The 19,441-nt window shown below is 70.8% G+C and carries 16 protein-coding genes; 4 read left to right on the forward strand and 12 right to left on the reverse strand.

Annotated features, from left to right (window positions below; all coding sequences use genetic code 11):
- Positions 1-1,273: citramalate synthase (gene cimA / locus AB0O67_RS16730; protein ID WP_365450634.1), on the forward strand; the 1,273-nt coding region annotated here is incomplete at its 5' end.
- A gap of 435 nt (positions 1,274-1,708) precedes the next feature.
- On the opposite strand, the gene AB0O67_RS16735 is transcribed toward cimA, so the two are convergent.
- Positions 1,709-2,623 (reverse strand): GPP34 family phosphoprotein, encoded by a 915-nt coding sequence (locus AB0O67_RS16735; RefSeq protein ID WP_365450635.1) that lies wholly within the window; start codon positions 2,621-2,623, stop codon positions 1,709-1,711.
- Positions 2,624-2,706: 83 nt separating this feature from the next.
- Between AB0O67_RS16735 and AB0O67_RS16740 the strand changes: the two genes are divergently transcribed.
- The gene (locus AB0O67_RS16740; RefSeq protein ID WP_365450637.1) at positions 2,707-4,053 is read left to right on the forward strand and encodes a hypothetical protein; all 1,347 of its coding nucleotides are present in this window, start codon (positions 2,707-2,709) and stop codon (positions 4,051-4,053) included.
- Between the two features lie 84 nt (positions 4,054-4,137).
- Here the strand turns inward: AB0O67_RS16740 and AB0O67_RS16745 are convergent, their stop codons facing one another.
- The 3 genes from AB0O67_RS16745 to AB0O67_RS16755 form a co-directional block, all read right to left on the reverse strand.
- Entirely contained in the window at positions 4,138-4,920 is a 783-nt protein-coding gene (locus tag AB0O67_RS16745; protein ID WP_365450639.1) for a serine protease, read from the reverse strand.
- A 170-nt stretch (positions 4,921-5,090) separates the two neighbouring features.
- On the reverse strand, positions 5,091-5,237 hold the full coding sequence (locus AB0O67_RS16750; RefSeq protein WP_365450641.1) for a hypothetical protein: 147 nt from the start codon (positions 5,235-5,237) through the stop codon (positions 5,091-5,093).
- 339 nt (positions 5,238-5,576) lie between these two features.
- The gene (locus AB0O67_RS16755) at positions 5,577-6,179 is read right to left on the reverse strand and encodes a YceI family protein (protein ID WP_365450643.1); all 603 of its coding nucleotides are present in this window, start codon (positions 6,177-6,179) and stop codon (positions 5,577-5,579) included.
- A 399-nt stretch (positions 6,180-6,578) separates the two neighbouring features.
- On the opposite strand from AB0O67_RS16755, the gene AB0O67_RS16760 reads away from it, so the two are divergent.
- Both AB0O67_RS16760 and AB0O67_RS16765 read left to right on the forward strand, forming a co-directional pair.
- Entirely contained in the window at positions 6,579-8,111 is a 1,533-nt protein-coding gene (locus tag AB0O67_RS16760) for an acyl-CoA carboxylase subunit beta (RefSeq protein WP_365450698.1), read from the forward strand.
- A gap of 57 nt (positions 8,112-8,168) precedes the next feature.
- A complete protein-coding gene (locus AB0O67_RS16765; protein ID WP_365450645.1) occupies positions 8,169-8,366 on the forward strand; it encodes an acyl-CoA carboxylase subunit epsilon in 198 nt (65 codons plus the stop codon).
- 179 nt (positions 8,367-8,545) lie between these two features.
- Here AB0O67_RS16765 and AB0O67_RS16770 read toward each other — a convergent pair whose 3' ends face one another.
- The 8 genes from AB0O67_RS16770 to AB0O67_RS16805 form a co-directional block, all read right to left on the reverse strand.
- The gene (locus AB0O67_RS16770) at positions 8,546-9,127 is read right to left on the reverse strand and encodes an ATP/GTP-binding protein (protein ID WP_030216560.1); all 582 of its coding nucleotides are present in this window, start codon (positions 9,125-9,127) and stop codon (positions 8,546-8,548) included.
- Positions 9,108-9,680 carry a DUF742 domain-containing protein gene (locus tag AB0O67_RS16775; protein ID WP_365450648.1) on the reverse strand — a complete coding sequence of 191 codons (573 nt, stop codon included), beginning with the start codon at positions 9,678-9,680 and terminating at the stop codon, positions 9,108-9,110. Before AB0O67_RS16775 ends, AB0O67_RS16770 begins: the two co-directional genes overlap by 20 nt.
- 94 nt (positions 9,681-9,774) lie before the next feature.
- Complete coding sequence (locus AB0O67_RS16780) at positions 9,775-10,188, reverse strand: roadblock/LC7 domain-containing protein (RefSeq protein WP_054219305.1); 414 nt, start codon at positions 10,186-10,188, stop codon at positions 9,775-9,777.
- 10 nt (positions 10,189-10,198) lie between these two features.
- Complete coding sequence (locus AB0O67_RS16785) at positions 10,199-13,426, reverse strand: nitrate- and nitrite sensing domain-containing protein (RefSeq protein ID WP_365450651.1); 3,228 nt, start codon at positions 13,424-13,426, stop codon at positions 10,199-10,201.
- A gap of 390 nt (positions 13,427-13,816) precedes the next feature.
- On the reverse strand, positions 13,817-14,392 hold the full coding sequence (locus AB0O67_RS16790; RefSeq protein ID WP_218515851.1) for an ATP/GTP-binding protein: 576 nt from the start codon (positions 14,390-14,392) through the stop codon (positions 13,817-13,819).
- Complete coding sequence (locus tag AB0O67_RS16795) at positions 14,373-14,771, reverse strand: DUF742 domain-containing protein (RefSeq protein ID WP_365450653.1); 399 nt, start codon at positions 14,769-14,771, stop codon at positions 14,373-14,375. Before AB0O67_RS16795 ends, AB0O67_RS16790 begins: the two co-directional genes overlap by 20 nt.
- A 111-nt stretch (positions 14,772-14,882) precedes the next feature.
- Positions 14,883-15,296, reverse strand: a complete 414-nt coding sequence (locus AB0O67_RS16800; RefSeq protein ID WP_005479910.1) for a roadblock/LC7 domain-containing protein — start codon at positions 15,294-15,296, stop codon at positions 14,883-14,885.
- Between the two features lie 9 nt (positions 15,297-15,305).
- Positions 15,306-19,115, reverse strand: coding sequence for a nitrate- and nitrite sensing domain-containing protein (locus AB0O67_RS16805; RefSeq protein ID WP_365450655.1), 3,810 nt, complete (start codon positions 19,113-19,115; stop codon positions 15,306-15,308).
- Between the last annotated feature and the right edge of the window lie 326 nt (positions 19,116-19,441).

Genomic DNA, 19,441 nt, shown 5'->3' on the forward strand with positions numbered 1-19,441 from the left:
CGCCAAGTCGCACGACCGGCACGTCGAGCTCGCCCTGCGCACCACCCTGGACGAGAACCTGGAGATGGTCCGCGACACGGTGTCCTTCCTGAAGGAACAGGGCCGCCGCGTCTTCGTCGACTGCGAGCACTTCTTCGACGGCTACCGCGCCAACCCCGAGTACGCCAAGGCCGTCGTCCGTGCCGCGTCCGAGGCAGGCGCCGACGTCGTGGTCCTCTGCGACACCAACGGCGGCATGCTCCCCGCCCAGGTCCAGGCGGTCGTCTCGACGGTCCTCGCCGACACCGGCGCCCGGCTCGGCATCCACGCCCAGGACGACACGGGCTGCGCCGTCGCCAACACCCTCGCCGCGGTCGACGCGGGCGCGACGCATGTCCAGTGCACGGCGAACGGCTACGGGGAGCGCGTCGGCAACGCCAACCTCTTCCCCGTGGTCGCCGCCCTGGAACTGAAGTACGGCAAGAAGGTCCTGCCCGAGGGCCGCCTCCGCGAGATGACCCGCATCTCGCACGCCATCGCCGAGGTCGTCAACCTGACGCCCTCCACCCACCAGCCGTACGTCGGCGTCTCCGCCTTCGCGCACAAGGCCGGCCTGCACGCCTCCGCCATCAAGGTCGACCCGGACCTGTACCAGCACATCGCCCCCGAGCAGGTCGGCAACACCATGCGGATGCTGGTCTCCGACATGGCGGGCCGCGCCTCCATCGAGCTCAAGGGCAAGGAGCTCGGCATCGACCTCGGCGGCGACCGCGAACTGGTCGGGCGGGTCGTGGAGCGGGTGAAGGAGCACGAGCTCAGGGGCTACACCTACGAGGCCGCCGACGCCAGCTTCGAGCTGCTGCTGCGCACCGAGGTCGAGGGCAGGCCCCTGAAGTACTTCGAGGTCGAGTCCTGGCGCGCGATCGTCGAGGACCGCCCCGACGGCAGCCACGCCAACGAGGCCACGGTGAAGCTGTGGGCCAAGAGCGAGCGGATCGTCGCGACCGCCGAGGGCAACGGCCCGGTCAACGCCCTGGACCGGGCGCTGCGGGTCGCGCTGGAGAAGATCTATCCGCAGCTGGCCAAGCTGGAGCTGGTGGACTACAAGGTCCGCATCCTGGAGGGCAAGCACGGCACCCAGTCAACGACCCGCGTCCTGATCGCCACCTCCGACGGCACGGGCGAGTGGTCCACGGTGGGCGTCGCGGAAAACGTCATCGCCGCCTCCTGGCAGGCCCTGGAGGACGCGTACACCTACGGCCTCCTCCGCGCGGGCGTGGAACCGGCGTCGTAGGGGGCCACGAGGGATTACCACGCCCCGCCTCCGGAAGGGCGGACGGCGGGGCGATGCGGGCGCGGACAGGCCCGGTGCACGGGCCATCCGCGCGGCGCGGCCCGGCCGCGACCGGCCGGGGGGCCCGCCGATCCCGAAGACCCGGCCGAGGCCCGCCGTCCCGGCCGGGAGGGGCTCCCTCGTGCGGAGCCGAGGGCGCGGGGCGGCGGGCGACAGGGCGATGCGGGCCTGGATCGGCCCGGTGCCGGGGCATCCTCGGGGTGCCCGGGGCCGGGGGAGGGGCGTCGCCGGATCCCTGGGACTCGGCTGCCCGCTGCCCCGCGTCCTGGTCCCGGCGGTCCCGGACTCGGTGCGGAGCCGAGGGCGTGCGGGCGCCGTGGGCCCGCCCGGTGCCTGGGGCCGTACCGAGCGCCGGGGCGGCTGGTTCGGGGGAGGTCAGGGAGCTCGCCACACGTTGTCGAAGGCGTCCTCCTCGATACGGCGGCGCTGCCGGACAGCCTCCAGTTCCGTCAGCGCGTCGCCGAGGGCGGCGAGGACCGTCACCACGGGCCCGTCGCCGTCACCGGTGAAGGCGGTGTCGGTGGCGAGCTCGTCGGCCTCGGAGGTCCCGGCCGGTTCGGTCGTGACGTCGTCGGAGGCGGCGTCGTCCGTGGCCCTGGTGCCGTTCGCCCCGTTCCCCGGCCGCTCACCGATGCCCAGCGTGTTCGCCAGGCCCACCAGCACCGGCTCCTGGTCGGCCCAGCGTTCGTTCGCGTGGTGGCGTGAGGGCGAGTCGACCGCAGCCGGGGCCGGCTCGCTCCGCCTGCGCAGCCAGTGACGGCGTCCCGCGTCCGTCGTCGGCGTCTCCGCCTCCAGCGCGGCGACATAGGCCTCGGCCAGCCCGCGCCCCCGGCGCCACAGCCACTCGTCGATCGTCTCGTACGGCGGCTGCCGGACCAGCGCCGCCTCGGCCTCGTCCAGCAGGCGGTCCCCCGTGGCGCGCTCGGCGCCGGGAACGAGGCGATCGCCCTCCAGGGTGAGGGCCCCGGCATCCACGAGGTCGAGCACTTCCGCGCCGGCGAGGGCGAGCGACAGATCGCCCTGGCCCAGGTCATGGCTGGAGGGGATGTTGAGGGTGACGATCAGCAGATCCTGCGGTGTGGTCATCTCGAGCTCCAGGTCACGGGCGTCGATACGGCCCCTCGGCTGCTGCGACCGGTGAGGTCCCGGGACGGGCCCGCGGGCCTGTTCGGCCACCGGCACGGCTACCCGTATCTCCACGATGGGGCGCGGGAAGCCTATCCGCAGCACGGCGACCGGCTCGCGTGCCTGCCCGCAGCCGGCCGCCGCCCCGCTCCTCGACGACCCCACCGCGGTGGGCGTCGTTCCTGGGAGGGAATTTCCCTCCCGGGACCGATGTCCGTTTCTGTGCCTGTTCAGGTAGCTTCGAACATATGAAGGCCGCGCTCGTACAAAGGCTCCTACGCCTGCTGATCGTGCCTGTCGCCGCCGTGCTGGCGGTACTGGTGGCCGGTGCGCCGGGCGCGCACGCGGCCACCGATCTGTCCAAGGTCGCCGCGGCCCTGCGCGAAAGCCCGGTCTACGTGGACCCGGCCGCGTCCGGCCTGTTGTCCGCGTCGGACGCCGAAGCGCTCGCCGACAAGATCAGGGACGCCGACAAACCCGTCTTCGTGGCGGTCCTCCCGGACGGCTACCCCACGCAGAACCTCTTCCAGAACCTGCGCACCCAGACCGGCGTCACAGGTCTGTACGGCATCCGGCTCGGCGACGCCTTCGACGCCCGCGCCGACAGCCGTGTGCTGAGCCGTTCGGCCGTGTCCAACCTGGTGACGTCCGTGCAGAGCGCGGGCGACGTCAAGGCGCAGCTGAACGACTTCGTCGACGGCGCCCTGCGCAACGTCGGCGGCACGGCCCCGAGCAGTTGGGGCGAGAGTACCGGTGACGGCGTCCCGACCACCGGCCTGATCACCCTCGGCGCGGTGCTGGCCGCCGGCGGCGCGGGCGCCTACGGGCTCGTCCGCCGCAACCGCCGCCGCCAGGAGGAGGAGCGGCGGGCGGCGCTGGAGAAGCTGCGGGTGGTCGTCGACGAGGACATCACCGCCTTCGGCGAGGAACTGGACCGCCTGGACTTCCACCCCGGCGAACCCGGCGCCGACGACGCCATGCGCGCGGACTACGAACACGCGCTGGACGCCTACGAGAAGGCCAAGTCGCAGATGGCGGCGGCCCGCAGGCCCGAGGACGTACGGCCGGTCACGCGGTCCCTGGAGGACGGCCGCTTCGCGCTGGCGGCGCTCGCCGCCCGCCGCGAGGGGCGCCAACTCCCCGAACGCCGTCCGCCGTGCTTCTTCGATCCGCGCCACGGCCCCTCGGTCGCCGACGTCACCTGGACACCCGCGGAGGGCGCGACCCGCCAGGTGCCGGTCTGCGCGGCCGACCAGGCCCGCCTGTCCGACGGCCAGGACCCGATGATCCGCGAGGTCGAGACGGCCTCCGGCCGCCGGCCGTACTGGGACGCGGGCCCGGCCTACGGCCCCTGGGCCGGCGGCTACTTCGGCGGCGGCATCCTTCCCGGCCTGCTCGTCGGCACCCTGCTCGGCAGCGCCATGGCCACCCCCTCCTACGCCGCCGACTACGGCTCGGGCTACGGCGACTTCGGCGGCTATCAGGGCGGCGACGTCTCCGGCGCGGACTTCAACACGGACGACTTCAGCGGCGGCTTCGGAGGATTCGGCGGCGGTGACTTCGGCGGGGGAGGGGACTTCGGAGGCGGGTTCTGAGATCCGTACGCGGACACGGGACGGGCCCGGTGCCGATACGGCACCGGGCCCGAACGTCTGTGGAGCGCGGGGCGGTCGTCCGCCCTAGAGCGTGGCCGCCGCCGAGGCGATCGCCGAGGCGAAGGTGGACACCTCGGTGTACACGCCGGGGGCGTTCGGGCGCGCGCAGCCGATGCCCCAGCTGGTTATGCCGACCTGGACCCAGGCGCCGGCCGCGTCACGGCGGAACATCGGGCCGCCGGAGTCGCCCTGGCAGGTGTCCACACCGCCCGCGGTGTACCCGGCGCAGATCTCCTCGTTGGCGATGAGGCCGCTGTAGCCGCTGTACGAGCGGCAGGTGGCGTCACTGACGAACGGCACGTCCGCCTTGAGCAGGTAGCGCTGCTGGGCGCCGCCCTCGCGGGCCGCACCCCAGCCGGCGATGGTGAAGGTGCCGGTGTTGTACTGCGCGGTGGTGGCGAGTTTCAGGGTCGGCAGGTTGATCGGCTGGGCGAGCTTGATGAGCGCCCAGTCCTTTCCGTTGCCGTTGTAGCCGGGGGCTCGGTAGACCTTGGTGGAGCGGACCTGGACCCGGCCGCTGGTGGACTGCAGGTCCACCACACCGGCGGTCGCGGTGATGCCGGTGTTGTTGCCGCTGGCGCCCACGCAGTGCGCGGCGGTCAGCACGATCTGCTGGGAGTACAGCGCGCCGCCACAGCCCATCGACAGCCGGACCATGAACGGGAACTCGCCCTGCGCGGCACGGGTGCCGCCGACCACGGGCGAGGGGGCCGCCTGCGCGGCCGACACGGGCTGAAGGCTGACGACCGCGAGCGTGGCGGCGGCGGCGACCGCGCATCTCTTGAGGGCCTTGAGGAAAGTCTTCACCTTGACGCCTTCCGTGGGGGGTCCGGGGATGCGGGAATGTCAGGCGCATGTCAATTCCCGTGGGAAGATTATGAGAACGCTGTGACCCTCCACACAAGCACCACAATCCGGCCAACCCGCGGTGGCTCACGGGCGCCCCCGCGCCCGTCCCGGCCGTCAGATCGGCGGGCTCACCGGTCGGGCAGCGCCGGACACTCGTCCCACGTCAGATCCCGCCCCACGAAGCGCGGCCGCTCGAAGGGCCACTCCTCGGCGATCCACCGCGGCACGAACAGGTCCAGTGCCCGCTCCACTCGGCGGCCGACCTCGCTGTCCACCACCCACCAGGAGATCTGGGCGTCCCCCCGGCCCTCCCGCCGTGATGGACGGCGCGTCAGGCCGCCTGGAGCGGCACGCCGCGGAGATCGACGCGCACGAATCCTTCAACTACACCGTGGAGAGATCGGCCGCGGGTGATGGCCGTCCCCCTCGGGGATCGCGACGCGCAGGGGATGTACGAAGGCGGGTGGCAACCAGGTCATCGGCGCAACGTGCCACAGCCTGGCTGACATGCACCCGACCGGGGTGGACGAGCCGGAACGACGAGCGCCCGCCCCCTCCTCGGGGGAGTGGAGGGCGGGCGCGCTCGGCAGACGTCAAGGGCGGGCGTCCCGCCGTCAGGCGTTCTTGATGGCCGAGATGTCGAAGTTGAGCTTGATCTTGTCGGAGACCAGGACGCCGCCCGTCTCCAGCGCGGCGTTCCAGGTCAGGCCCCACTCGGAGCGCAGGATCTCGGCCTTGCCCTCGAAGCCGACGCGGTCGTTGCCGAAGGGGTCCTTCGCGGTGCCGTTGAACTCCAGGTCGATCGTGATCGGCTTGGTGACACCGAGGATCGAGAGGTCACCGGTGATGCGGTAGTCGTCGCCACCGAGCGCCTCGGCCTTGGTGGAGCGGAACGTCATCGTCGGGAACTGCTCGGTCTGGAAGAAGTCGGCGCTCTTCAGGTGGCCGTCACGGTCGTCGCTGCCGGTGCTGATGCTGTCCATCTTGACGTCGAGGGTGGCCGTGGACCGCGACGGGTCGGTGCCGTCCAGGTGCAGCGCGCCGGTGAAGTCGAGGAACTTGCCCTTCACGTTCGTCACCATGGCGTGCCGGGCGACGAAGCCGATCGAGGTGTGCGAGGGGTCGATCGTGTAGTCGCCGGTCAGGGCGGCCAGCTCCGGGTTCACGTCGGTGGCCTTGGCCGTGGTGCCGCTGTTCCTGCTGCCGAAGATACCCATGATGTGCTCCTTGGGGACGGGGCTGTTGAATGTTCAACCATGCCAACGACAGCGACCGTAGACCTATTCCGTTCAACTTTCAACCTCATCGCCGGAGTGTCGCGATAGGCTCACGTGTCACTCCACGGATGGCATCGGCCGGACATGAATCTTGCGTGGCTCAGAGCCGGCCAGTTTGTGTGACCTCTACAACGCCAAGGCCCTCTGAGCAGTCGGAACGCGTACATGCCGCCTCGGTTCTGTTCAGGGGTACCAGGAAAACGACCCGGAGACTGTACGGAGTCGACGGCTCGCTTTCCTCGCTCCTCTTCGTAAGGTCGCTACATGACCGTTTTGGATGAGGCGACGGGTGAGTCGACGAGCGAGGCGACCGGCGAGCCGACGGACGCTCGCGGGCGAGTGGCCGAACTGCACGAGATCCGCGCGCAGGCGGTGGCCGGCCCCAGCGAGCGGGCGACCGAGGCACAGCACGCCAAGGGCAAGCTGACCGCCCGCGAGCGCATTGAGCTGCTGCTCGACCCGGACTCCTTCCGAGAGGTCGAGCAGCTGCGCCGGCACCGGGCGACCGGCTTCGGCCTGGATACCAAGAAGCCGTACACCGACGGTGTCATCACCGGCTGGGGCACGGTGGAGGGCCGCACGGTCTTCGTCTACGCCCACGACTTCCGCATCTTCGGCGGTGCCCTCGGCGAGGCCCACGCGACGAAGATCCACAAGATCATGGACATGGCCATCGCGGCCGGCGCCCCGCTGGTCTCGCTCAACGACGGTGCCGGTGCCCGGATCCAGGAGGGCGTCAGCGCCCTCGCCGGCTACGGCGGCATCTTCCAGCGCAACACCAAGGCGTCCGGTGTCATCCCGCAGATCAGTGTGATGCTGGGCCCGTGCGCCGGCGGGGCGGCGTACTCGCCCGCCCTCACCGACTTCGTCTTCATGGTCCGCGAGACCTCGCAGATGTTCATCACCGGCCCCGACGTGGTCAAGGCGGTGACCGGCGAGGAGATCACCCAGAACGGCCTCGGCGGCGCCGACGTGCACGCCGAGACCTCGGGCGTCTGCCACTTCGCGTACGACGACGAGGAGACCTGCATCGCCGAGGTGCGCTACCTCCTCTCCCTGCTCCCGCAGAACAACCGGGAGAACCCGCCCCGGGTCGACTCCTCCGACGCCCCCGAGCGCCGCTCAGACGTCCTGCTGGACCTGGTCCCGGCGGACGGGAACCGGCCGTACGACATGACGAAGGTCATCGAGGAGATCGTCGACGACGGCGACTACCTGGAGGTCCACGAGCGCTGGGCGCGCAACATCATCTGCGCGCTGGCCCGGCTGGACGGCCAGGTCGTGGGCATCATCGCCAACCAGCCACAGGTGCTGGCGGGTGTCCTGGACATCGAGGCCAGCGAAAAAGCTGCACGCTTTGTCCAGATGTGTGACGCCTTCAACATCCCGATCGTCACTTTCCTGGACGTCCCCGGGTTCCTTCCCGGCGTCGACCAGGAGCACGGCGGAATCATCCGCCACGGGGCGAAGCTGCTGTACGCGTACTGCAACGCGACCGTGCCCCGGATCTCCCTGATCCTGCGCAAGGCGTACGGAGGTGCCTACATCGTCATGGACAGCCAGTCCATCGGTGCGGACCTCACCTACGCCTGGCCGACGAACGAGATCGCCGTGATGGGCGCGGAGGGTGCCGCCAACGTCATCTTCCGCCGCCAGATCGCCGACGCCGAGGACCCCGAGGCCATGCGGCAGAAGATGGTCAAGGAGTACAAGTCCGAGCTCATGCACCCGTACTACGCGGCCGAGCGCGGTCTCGTGGACGACGTCATCGACCCGGCGGAGACCCGCGAGGTACTGGTCCGGTCCCTGGCGATGCTGCACACCAAGCACGCCGACCTGCCCTCGCGCAAGCACGGCAACCCCCCGCAGTAACCCAGCGGACTTTCCGCGGCACCCCCGCGGAAACCTCATCCACGGAGACTGACTGCCATGAGCACCCCTGACATCCGCGTCGAGAAGGGCCACGCCGAGCCCGAGGAAGTCGCCGCCATCACGGCCGTCCTCCTGGCCCGCGCCGCGGCCCACACGTCCACGGCGGCCCCGGCGCACGGCGGCCGCGCGAAGGCCGGCTGGCGCCGCCTGGAGCGCGAGCCCGGTTTCCGCGCCCCGCACAGCTGGCACGGCTAGGCCGCGCCGACCGGGCGGTTCCCACAGCGCCGGGAACCGGTTCCACGACGCCAAGAGGGGCCCCTCCGCATCGGAGGGGCCCCTCTCTTGTGGTCGCGACAGGGAAAACCCGGGGCAAATGCGCCCGCGCGAAGGGCCCCCTCCGATGCGGAGAGGGCCCTTCGTCGTCGTACGGCTGCCTACCGCAGGCGCGCCATGAGCGCGTGTTCGACCAGCGTGATCAGCGCCGACTTCGCGTCCGCGCGGTGCCGGGCGTCCGTCGTGATGATCGGGGTGTCCGGGCCGATCTGGAGCGCCTCACGCACCTCGTCCGGCTGGTACGGCTGCTGGCCGTCGAAGCCGTTGAGGGCGATGACGAACGGCAGACCCGAGTTCTCGAAGTAGTCGACCGCGGGGAAGCAGTCGGCCAGGCGGCGGGTGTCCACGAGGACGATCGCGCCGATGGCGCCGCGCACCAGGTCGTCCCACATGAACCAGAAACGGTCCTGGCCGGGGGTGCCGAACAGGTACAGGATCAGGTCCTGGTCGAGCGTGATGCGGCCGAAGTCCATGGCGACCGTGGTGGTCGTCTTGTCCCCGGTGTGGGTGAGGTCGTCGATGCCGGCCGAAGCTGACGTCATGACGGCCTCGGTACGCAGCGGGTTGATCTCCGAGACGGCCCCGACGAACGTGGTCTTGCCCACGCCGAAGCCACCCGCCACCACGATCTTCGCCGAGGTGGTGGAGCGGGAAGGACCGCCGCTAGAGCTTGCGAAGTCCACTGAGCACCCTTTCGAGCAGTGTCACGTCTGGCTGGCCGCCGGCGTTCTCGTCGCCGCCGGGCTGATGGATGGCGACCAGGCCCGCCTCCGCCAAGTCGGCGACGAGGATCCTGGCCACGCCGAGAGGGATCGTCAGCAAGGCCGAGATTTCGGCCACCGACTTGATCTCCCGGCAGAGGTTGCAGATCCGCTGATGCTCGGGCAACTGGCCCTGCATCTGGTGCGGCTGCGCGGTGGTGTGCACCAGTGCCTCGATGGCGAGCTGGTACCGCGGCCTGGTGCGGCCGCCCGTCATCGCGTACGGGCGCACCAGGGGGTTGTTCGACGCCCCTGCGGGCGCCGGCTCAGGGGTGCGGCGTTGCGGCTGCACCGGCTGGATGCGCGGCGCGTTCGGCTGGTCGTACGGCGAGGGACCAGGGCCCTGCGGGGCGTACGGCTGCCGGTGGCTCGGTGTGGAGGGGAAGTTGTACCGGTTCCGGGAACCGTCGTTCTGCCCCTGGCCAGGGCCGTACGACCAGTTGCCCGATGATGAACCGCTTGGGGGTGTTGCCACTTTCTCCTCCTCCGACTGTGCCGGGCACCCATCGTTGCGGAGCCGCGTCCCGAAACCTTACGGCCACGGGACGCGAAATCGCACCGTCTGTCTCTTAGTTGAGAAGGCTTCCTTGGAGCTCCGCACGAAGATCAGGAGTCAGGACCGTGCCCGCGCGGTCCACCAGAAGCGCCATCTCGTACCCAATGAGGCCGATGTCCGCTTCAGGGTGCGCAAGAACCGCGAGGGACGACCCGTCGGAAACGGACATGATGAAGAGGAATCCTCGCTCCATCTCCACAACTGTCTGGTTCACGTGGCCGCCCTCGAAGATGCGCGAGGCGCCGGCGGTCAGTGAGGTCAGACCGGAGGCGACGGCCGCGAGCTGGTCGGCACGGTCGCGGGGAAAGCCTTCGGACATCGCCAGAAGGAGTCCGTCGGCGGAGACCACCACCGTGTGGGACACCCCGGGGGTGTTGTCCACGAAGTTGGTGATCAACCAGTTCAGGTTCTGTGCCGCCTGGCTCATCGGGCTCACACTAACGCTCCTGGTTGTAGGTGCTGTCAGGACCGAAGCCCTGGCCGTTCGTTTCACTTCCTGCGCTGCGTCCCCGCTGGACTCCCCGGCGCAGGTTGCTCAACCTGCCCCGGACGTCCTCGGGAGCGCGGGAGACCTGGGGGCCGCCCTGCGGGGTCGACTCCGCGGTGCCCTCGACCAGATTGGCCTTGGGTACCCGCCGCGGCAGGCCGGAGGAGGTGACCCCGCCCGCCTTGGGCTTGCGCAGCTGCGAGGCCTGCTGCCAGCGCTCGTCGTTGGCCGAGCGCCAGCTGTCGTCGGCGTCGCCGTCCGCCGGAGGGGCCGGCGTGTCCTGGTTCGTGGACCGGCCGGCCGCCTGGCCGCCACCGGTGGCTCCCCGGCGGGGAAGCCCGGCGTCGGTCAGCGCGTGCGGAGCGGAGTGGCCCGGCCCCGGACGCTCGAAGCCTACGCGGTCCCGCTCACCCGCGTCAGCGGCCTGCGTGGCTTCCGCTTCGGGAGCGTACTGGTCGCCGTAGCCGTTCTGGTAGCCGTCACGCTGCGGCCAGTCACCCTGGTAGGACGGCTCTTCGAAGGCCGAGAAGGAGTCCGGGGAGGCGGCCGGAGCGGCCGAGGGCTTCTCCTGGACCGGCTCCGCATAACCCGGTTCCGGGTAACCGCCGTTGGTCGGGAAACCATCGCTCTGCGGCATCCCGTTCGGCGCGTAGTACTGCTCGTCGTACGACTGCTGCTGCTGGTTCTCGTACGACGTCTGCTCCTGGTACCCCGGCTGCTGACCGTAGGCCGCGGCCTGGTCGGGATAGGCGTTCCGGCCGTCGTCGTACGGCTGACCGCCGTTGTCGTAGGCCTGGCCGGGTGCGCCGTCGTAGCCGCCGTCGCCGTAGCCCTGCCCCTCCTGCTCCGGGCCGCCGGCCTGGGCCTCCAGGGCCGCGCGGCGCTCCTCGCGCATCAGGGAGCGGCCCACCGGGTCCAGGTCGCGGATGTCGTCCGGGACCTCGGTGTAGCGGCTGTCGTCGAAGCCGAGCTCGGCGGCCGTGAGCATCGGCTGGCCGAAGTTCTCACCCTGGATCTGCTGCTCCGGGATGATCTGCGAGACGGTGAACTCGTCGCGGTCCGGGGCGTGTTCACCGCCACCGCCGTGGGTGATGGCGTCGGGGAGCATGACCAGCGAGGTGGTGCCCGCCTGCTCGCCCGAGGGGCGGAGCTGGACGCGGATGCCGTGCCGGTCGGACAGCCGGCCGACCACGAACAGACCCATGCGCTGGGAGATCGCGGCGTCCACGGTCGGCGGGTTGGCCAGCTTGTGGTTGATGTCCGCGAAGTCCTCGGCGGTCAGGCCGATGCCCTTGTCGTGGATCTCGATCATCACGCGGCCGTCGGGCAGCCGGGTCGCGGTGACGCGGACCTTGGTCTGCGGGGAGGAGAACGTGGTGGCGTTCTCCAGCAGCTCGGCCAGCAGGTGCACGAGGTCGGTCACGGCACGGCCGTGGATCTCGGCCTCGGGCACGCCGGATATCTCGATGCGCTCGTACTGCTCCACCTCGGAGGAGGCGGCGCGCACCACGTCGACCAGCGGGACCGGCTGGTCCCAGCGGCGGCCGGGCTCCTCGCCCGCGAGCACCAGGAGGTTCTCGCCGTTGCGGCGCATACGGGTGGCCAGGTGGTCCAGCCTGAAGAGGTTCTCCAGCTGGTCCGGGTCGGCCTCGTTGTTCTCCAGGTCGGTGATCAGGGTCAGCTGGCCCTCGATCAGCGACTGGTTGCGGCGCGAGAGGTTGGTGAAGATCGCGTTGATGTTGCCCCGCAGCAGAGCCTGCTCGGCGGCGAGCCGGACGGCCTCGCGGTGGACCTGGTCGAAGGCGCGGGCGACTTCGCCGATCTCGTCCGTGGAGGAGATCGGGATGGGCGAGACACGGGTGTCGACACGACCGGGGTCGGTGCGCGAGAGCTGGTCGACCAGCATCGGCAGCCGCTGCTCGGCGATGCCGAAGGCGGCGTTGCGCAGCTGGCGCATCGAGCGGCTCATCTGGCGGGCCACCATGCCGGCCAGGATGAACGCGGCGAGCAGGGCGACCACGACGATGGCGCCGGTGATGATCGCGTCCTGCTTGGCGCCGTCGGCGATGCTCGCGGCCTCGTTCACCGCGGTGTCGGCCATGTCCGACTCGATCTGCCGGTACGCGTCGTACTTGAGGGTGTTGACCGCCCACCAGTTCTCCGCGGTGATGCCCTGCTGAGCGAGCGCCTCACGGGCGGCGGGGTCGGTGCTGGTAAGACCCGCCATGGCACCGACCATCACGGCCGGGTCCGACGGCGGCGGCTGGTAGTCCGGGTTCTTGGCCAGGGCTTCCTTGGCCTGCTGCTGGGCGTCCGCCTCGATCCGCTTCTTGGCGTCCTCCAGCTTCTGCGCGTCGGCCTCGGTGCCACCGCCGATGTACTCCTCGACGGCGATGCCCTCAAGGTAGGCGTAGGAGGAGATCGCCACGCGCTGCTTGGCCAGGTCGGCGTCCTTGGGACCCGGCTTGACCAGGATGTGCGTGCCGATGGACCGCTCCAGCGACAGCGCGGCCTTGGTCAGCGAGATCGCGTAGACGGTACGGCCGTAGCTGGTGATGTTTCCGGTGCCCAGACCCAGCTCGTTGGCGAACTCCATCAGGGGGTGGGCGACCTCTACATAGCCCTCCTCCGTCTTCACGCCGTCGAGCCGTGAGGTGTACGCGACCTGGCGCAGCTGCTGGAGCTTGGGCTCCACCTCACGGAACAGGCTCAGCCGGCGCTCCAGGCCCGGCTTCTGCGGCATGTTCTGAGCGGCCGCGTCGAACGAGTCCGCGGCGGCGTCGGTCTTCTTGCGCGCCTGCGTGACCGTGGCCTGGTCGCGGCCCAGCAGCAGCGGGGCCGCGCTGAGGTCACGCTCGGTGTAGAGGGCGTCCGCGTAGGTCAGGGAGGCCCGGACCAGACGCGCGGTGCTCTCCGCGTCCTCGGCCTGCTGCCAGGTGTCGATCGAGCTCTTCACCTGGAAGCCGCCCATGACCAGGCCGACCATCACGGGGATGAGCAGAATCGCGTTCAGTCGGGTCGCCACGCGCCAGTTGCGCGGGGAGAAACGGCCGCCGCTCGAAGCGGGCGCGGCCACCTGCTCCGAACCGGGCACAGCGGGGGCGGGCGCCGCTCCGCGCGGCGGCGGGGTGAAGTTGCCCCGGGCGGGCGGCTCGGGACCTTTGTTGCTTCGCCTCACTCGACCAACAACCTCTCGGCGGCGGGCACCTACGTCGTGCCGCAGTGTCTCAGAGCCCAGTTCGCCATCGACCACTGAGTACGTCTTTGACCTTTGGGCAGTCCAGGCATTCCAGCACGTCGACCTGCGCTCTTCCAAACATGGGAAAGGGCGGATTCGTGCTGACGCAGGCCCTAGATAAAACGGTCATAAAGAGCGAGCCCCGTCAAATGACGGGGCTTTCGTGCGCGCAGCGACACCACATGACCGCGACGCGTGGCGGGACTCCTCGATTCCTCTGCCGAAACGTTATGAACACCGAAGCCGACCGTGTCAAAGGCCACAGCCGGCTCCGCCGCCTCGATGATGACGCCTACGGCAACTGCCGTACGGCACAGAATATTTGAGTCGCTACTTCAGCCGTGCCATCAACGCGTGCTCCACCAGCGTGATCAGCGCGGACTTGGCGTCTGCCCGGTGCCGGGCGTCGGTGGTGATGATGGGGGTGTCCGGGCCGATCTGCAGTGCCTCGCGGACCTCCTCCGGAGCGTACGGCTGCTGACCGTCGAAGCCGTTGAGGGCGACGACGAACGGCAGGCCGCTGTTCTCGAAGTAGTCCACCGCCGGGAAGCAGTCCGCCAGCCGGCGGGTGTCCACCAGCACCACCGCGCCGATGGCGCCCCGGACCAGGTCGTCCCACATGAACCAGAAGCGGTCCTGACCCGGCGTACCGAAGAGGTACAGGATCAGGTCCTGGTCCAGCGTGATGCGGCCGAAGTCCATCGCCACCGTGGTGGTGGTCTTGTCCCCGGTGTGCGTGAGGTCGTCGATGCCCGCGCTCGCGGACGTCATGACGGCTTCGGTGCGCAGCGGGTTGATCTCCGAGACGGCGCCTACGAACGTGGTCTTGCCCACGCCGAAGCCGCCGGCCACCACGATCTTGGCAGAGGTGGTGGCACCTCTCGGTTCAGAGCTTGCGAAGGCCACTGAGCACCCTTTCGAGCAGTGTCACGTCGGGCGCACCGCCGTTGCTCTCGTCGCCGCCCGGCTGGTGGACGGCGACGAGTCCGGCCTCGGCGAGGTCCGCGACGAGGATGCGGGCCACCCCGAGCGGCATGGCGAGCAGCGCCGAGACCTCGGCGACCGACTTCACCTCGCGGCACAGGTGGCAGATGCGCTGGTGCTCCGGGAGCAGCCCCATGAGCGCTGCCGGGTCGGCCGTCGTGCTGATCAGCGCCTCCAGGGCGAGCTGATAGCGCGGCCGGGTCCGGCCGCCGGTCATCGCGTACGGACGAACCAGCGGCTGGTCGCCCTCGTCCCCGTACGGATCTGCGTACGGATCATGAGAGGCGGTGGGCGGGGTCATGAATCCTCCGGGCGGGACAGCAAGTTGGTCAGGCGTGCCGTCTGACGGGGGCCGGTGGGGGGATTGTGGCGGCCGGACGGTGATTTGGTGAGACGGGTGGATCCGGGGGCGTTAGTGGAGCAGACTTCCTTGCAGTTCGGCGCGGAGGTCCGGCGTGAGCACTGCTCCCGCGCGGTCCACCAGTAGCGCCATCTCGTAGCCGACGAGGCCGATGTCGCACTCGGGGTGTGCGAGAACGGCGAGGGACGAGCCGTCAGAGACGGACATGAGGAAAAGGAATCCTCGCTCCATCTCCACGACGGTCTGTGCCACGTCGCCGCCCTCGAAGATCCGGGACGCCCCGGCTGTCAACGAGGTGAGTCCCGACGCGACGGCCGCGAGTTGGTCGGCGCGGTCGCGCGGAAAACCCTCCGACATCGCCAGGAGGAGACCGTCGGCGGACACGACGACGGTGTGGGACACCCCGGGGGTGTTGTCCACGAAGTTGGTGATCAACCAGTTCAGGTTCTGTGCCGCCTGGCTCATCGGACTCAACTAACGCTCCTGCTGGTGAGTGGGGCTCGGGAAACTGCCCGTCTGGCCGGACCCGGCCTGACGGCCCTGTGCGATACCCCGACGGAGGTTGGTCAGCCGGCCGCGCACGTCCTGTGGGGCGCGCGAGACCTGCGGACCGCTCTGGTGCGGCTGCTGCTGTGCGGTGCCCGGGACGAGATTCGCCCGGGGTACGCGGCGCGGCAGACCGGAGGTGGTGACGCCGCCCGCAGCCGGTTGCCGCACACGCTCTGCCTGCCGGACGAGTTCGTCGTTCGGCGAGCTGCGCCATGCGGGGGCGGCGGGACGCTGGGAAGCCGGGGGACCCTGCGGTGCCTGCGGGGCCGGCGCGGAGCCGTTGCCCTGCGGACGCTGGGCCCGGACCGGCGGGGACTGCTGGCCGGCCTGGCCCTGCGGGCCCGCCTGACCCTGGGGAGCCGGCTGGCCCTGCTGGCCGCGGAACCAGTTCGTCTCCAGCGTGTCGTACAGCGGCGTACGCCCGTCGCCGGGGCCCGAGGCCGGTGGCAGTGCCTCCGGCTCCTGGCGGGCGTGCCGCTGCTGGGGACGCTGCGGGGCCGGCGGCCGCTGGCCACCGAAGTCACCCTGCGGACGCTCGAACTGGCCGGTGGCCGACGGGTTCTGGTGTCCGGGCAGTGAGTGCTGTCCCGTGGACGAGCCGTCGTACCCGGCGTACTGGCCGGTAGCCCCGTTGTCGTAGCCCGACGGAGCGGGGAACTGGCCCGTGAACCCGTTGTCGTAGCCCTGCGGCGCGTACTGACCGTTCACGCCGTTGTCCTGCCGCTGCTGCGGCGCCGGGTACTGACCGGTCGAGCCGTTGTCGTAGGCCTGCGGTACGGCGAACTGGCCCGTGTTGGACGGGTTGTTCGGGTCGCTCTGGCCGCCCGGGTTGCCGAAGACGTCCGAGCGGACGAACGACCCGCCGCCTTGCTGGTTGTTCGGGCCCTGGCGCGGGAAGTCCGCGGGGCCGCCCGGGTTCTGGCGGTCGTCCATGCGGGGAACCGCGGGGATCTCCGAGGTGGCGCCCGGGCCGTGCCGGTCGTCGATCCTCGGCATCGGGGCCGTCTGGGACGGGTCCCGCTGCTCGTCGTGACCGCGCGGGGTGTCCAGCGCGGCACGCGGCACCGGCGGCTGCGCGTTCTCGTCGCTCCAGCTCGGGCGCTGCTGCTCGGGGCTGCCAGGCAGTTCGGCCCGCGCTCCGCCACGCGGCGGGAGCTGCGCCTGACGGCCACGCCGACCGCGCTCGCCACCGGCGTTCCCGTTGCCGCGCTGCGGCCCCACGGGGCCGCGGGTCTCCTGGCCCGGCGGGGGAACCGGCGCCTGGGCGTTGCCCGCACCGGCGCCCGGCCGGCCCTGCTGCGGGGCCGGGGGAGTCTGCGGTCCACGTGCCCCGCCCGGGGCACCGCCCGAGTCGCGGCCCGGCAATGCGGCCCGCGGACCCTGTCCGGCGGCGAGCCGGCCACCGCCGGACGCACCGGCGCCGAGAGCCCCGGCGCCCGGCGCTCCCGCGCCCAGCGAGGAGCCGTTGCCACGGCGGGCCGCGGCCACACCGGCGGCGGCCTGCGCCGCGGCCGGTCCGCCCGTGCCACCGGGGCCGCCCTGACCGGGCTTGCCCTGCGGCTTGCGGCCGCCCTGGGCCACGTCGACCGGCAGCATGACCAGCGCGGTCGTACCACCGGAGTCGGACGGGCGCAGCTGGATGCGGATGCCGTGGCGCTGCGAGAGGCGGCCGACCACGAACAGACCCATGCGGCGGGAGACGGAGACGTCCACGGTGGGCGGCGCGGCGAGCCGCTCGTTGATCTGGGCCAGGTCCTCGGGGGAGAGGCCGATGCCGGTGTCGTGGATCTCGATCAGCACGCGGCCGTCGGGCAGCGCGTGACCGGTGACCTTGACCTTGGTCTGCGGCGAGGAGAACGAGGTCGCGTTCTCCAGCAGCTCGGCCAGCAGGTGCACGAGGTCGTTGACGACACGGCCGGCCACTTCGGTGGTCGGCACGGAGGCCAGCTCGATGCGCTCGTACTGCTCCACCTCGGACGCGGCGGCGCGGAGCACGTCGACCAGCGGGACCGGACGGGTCCAGCGGCGGCCGGGCTCCTCACCGGCGAGGACGAGGAGGTTCTCGCCGTTCCGGCGCATACGGGTGGCGAGGTGGTCCAGCTTGAACAGCGAGGCCAGCTGGTCCGGGTCCGCCTCGCGGGACTCCAACTCGGAGATCAGGGACAGCTGGCGCTGGATAAGGCCCTGGGAGCGGCGCGAGAGGTTGGTGAACATCGCGTTGACGTTGCCCCGCAGCAGGGCCTGCTCGGCGGCGAGGCGGACCGCCTCGCGGTGCACGTCGTCGAAGGCGGTGGCCACACGGCCGATCTCGTCGCGGGAGTGCACACCGACCGACTCCACGGACGTGTCGACGTCCTGCGGGTCGGACTCGGACAGCTGCTTGACCAGCTCGGGCAGCCGCTCCTGGGCGACCTTGGTCGCGGTGTCCTCCAGGCGCCGCAGCGAGCGGATCATGGAGCGGGCCACCACGAAGGCACCCACCAGTGACACGCCGAGCACGATCAGGACCAGCGCACCGGAGATGATCGCTTCGCGCTCCGACTCGCTGCGCAGCTCGCGCGCCTTCTGCTCCATGTCCTCCAGCAGCGTGCGCTCGATGTTCTTCATCTGCTGGATCTTGGTGGAGCTGTCGTCCAGCCAGTCCCGGTACGACCGCTTCTCCAGGCCCGCCAGGCCGTTCTCGCGGCTGAGCGCGCGGCTGGCGTACTTGTCGGTGGCCTCGATGGTCGCGTTGCCCTGGTCGATGGGCTTGAGCAGCTCCTCGGCGCCGTCGCCGTAGATGCTGGAGAAGCTGCGCAGTTCGGAGACCTGGCTCTCCAGACCCGACTCGGCGTACAGCCGGTCGTTCTCGGAGAGGTCACCGAAGGTCTTGTTGCTGGCGGGCAGGGCCGCAGCCAGGACCGCGCGCTGGATCGACGCGTACTCCTTGGCGGAGGAGAACGCGGACAGGGCGCGGGTGCGCTGGATCATGTCCGGGTTGCTGGTCGCCTCGGCCATGTCCTGCGAGAGGTCCAGCAGGTGCGTGATGAGGCGGTGGTAGGCCTCCACGGTCTGCGTGGAGTTGCCCTCGGCCTCGTAGGCGTTGTTGCGGATCTCGTTGAGGCTGTTCAGGTCGCGGGCGAGGCCGACGAGGCTGTCGCGCACACCCTGGAGGTTGCCGTCCTTGCTGGCGGAGTCGACCTCCTCGGACGCGGCGAGGAAGTTGTCGAGCGCCCGGTCCGTCTTGTCCTGGAAGCCCTTGACCGTGATCGCGCTGGCGGTCGAGCCGTGCGCCAGCGGGCCGGCGGACTGGTCGCGCTCCTCCTGGAGCGCGGCGGCCAGTTCGGTCGCCTGCTTGGTCATCTCGGTGAGCAGCTTCATGTTGTCGAGCTGCTCGATGTCGTCCATGGACTGGCTGATGCGCAGCGCGCCGAGCGAGGTGGCCGCGACCACCGGGAGCGTCAGCAGAGCCACCAGGCGGGTCGAGATGCGCCAGTTGCGCAGCGCTATTCGTGGCCCTGGACCCGTCGCGCCCTGCGGTGGCTTCACCGCCGGAGCGGACGCCGGTGAGCCCGTGGACGCCGGGGCGCCCGGGCGACCGGAGGCCGTGGACGCACCGGAGCGCCCGGAGCGCGGACCACCGTCACCGGACGGGGCCGGGCCCTGGGCGTGCTGGGGCGAGGAACCGCGGTCGGTCCCGCCGTGCGGCTCCGGCTCCGCCGAAGCACTGCCATCCCTCTTGAAACGTCCCTGCACTAGCGTCGCAACCTCTGGACCAGGCGCCCCTCCGCGTGAACGGAAGGACGGTGTCGGCGTGGTCGGGAGCGCCCTGAATACGCACCCGGGTGGTCGTGAGTGACCGGCGCTGGATTCCCCCTCTCGCCGCTCACTCGTCAGGAGCGACGCTGATTCGCGCCCCCTGCGCGCCGGCTCGATCCTGCGGCGGTCCGTGGAATTCCAGCACAGTGCAGGATCTCCAACAAGGCCAGTTGGTCAGGCTGTGACCTCCGTGACACCACGTGAGGGTGACGTCACGACTTGTAGAGCGGGCTCCGCCTTATAGCGGACATAACCTAACGAGT

Origin of the sequence: Streptomyces sp. NPDC086077 (assembly GCF_040686175.1) — a bacterium.
GTDB lineage: Bacteria > Actinomycetota > Actinomycetes > Streptomycetales > Streptomycetaceae > Streptomyces.

What these genes read in the sequence shown, in the direction of transcription:
- AB0O67_RS16740 (WP_365450637.1), top strand. Translation starts at nt 2,707, where the DNA reads ATGAAGGCCGCGCTCGTACAAAGGCTCCTACGCCTGCTGATCGTGCCT.
- AB0O67_RS16755 (WP_365450643.1), bottom strand. Translation starts at nt 6,179, where the DNA reads ATGGGTATCTTCGGCAGCAGGAACAGCGGCACCACGGCCAAGGCCACC.
- AB0O67_RS16765 (WP_365450645.1), top strand. Translation starts at nt 8,169, where the DNA reads ATGAGCACCCCTGACATCCGCGTCGAGAAGGGCCACGCCGAGCCCGAG.
- AB0O67_RS16780 (WP_054219305.1), bottom strand. Translation starts at nt 10,188, where the DNA reads ATGAGCCAGGCGGCACAGAACCTGAACTGGTTGATCACCAACTTCGTG.
- AB0O67_RS16795 (WP_365450653.1), bottom strand. Translation starts at nt 14,771, where the DNA reads ATGACCCCGCCCACCGCCTCTCATGATCCGTACGCAGATCCGTACGGG.
- AB0O67_RS16800 (WP_005479910.1), bottom strand. Translation starts at nt 15,296, where the DNA reads ATGAGCCAGGCGGCACAGAACCTGAACTGGTTGATCACCAACTTCGTG.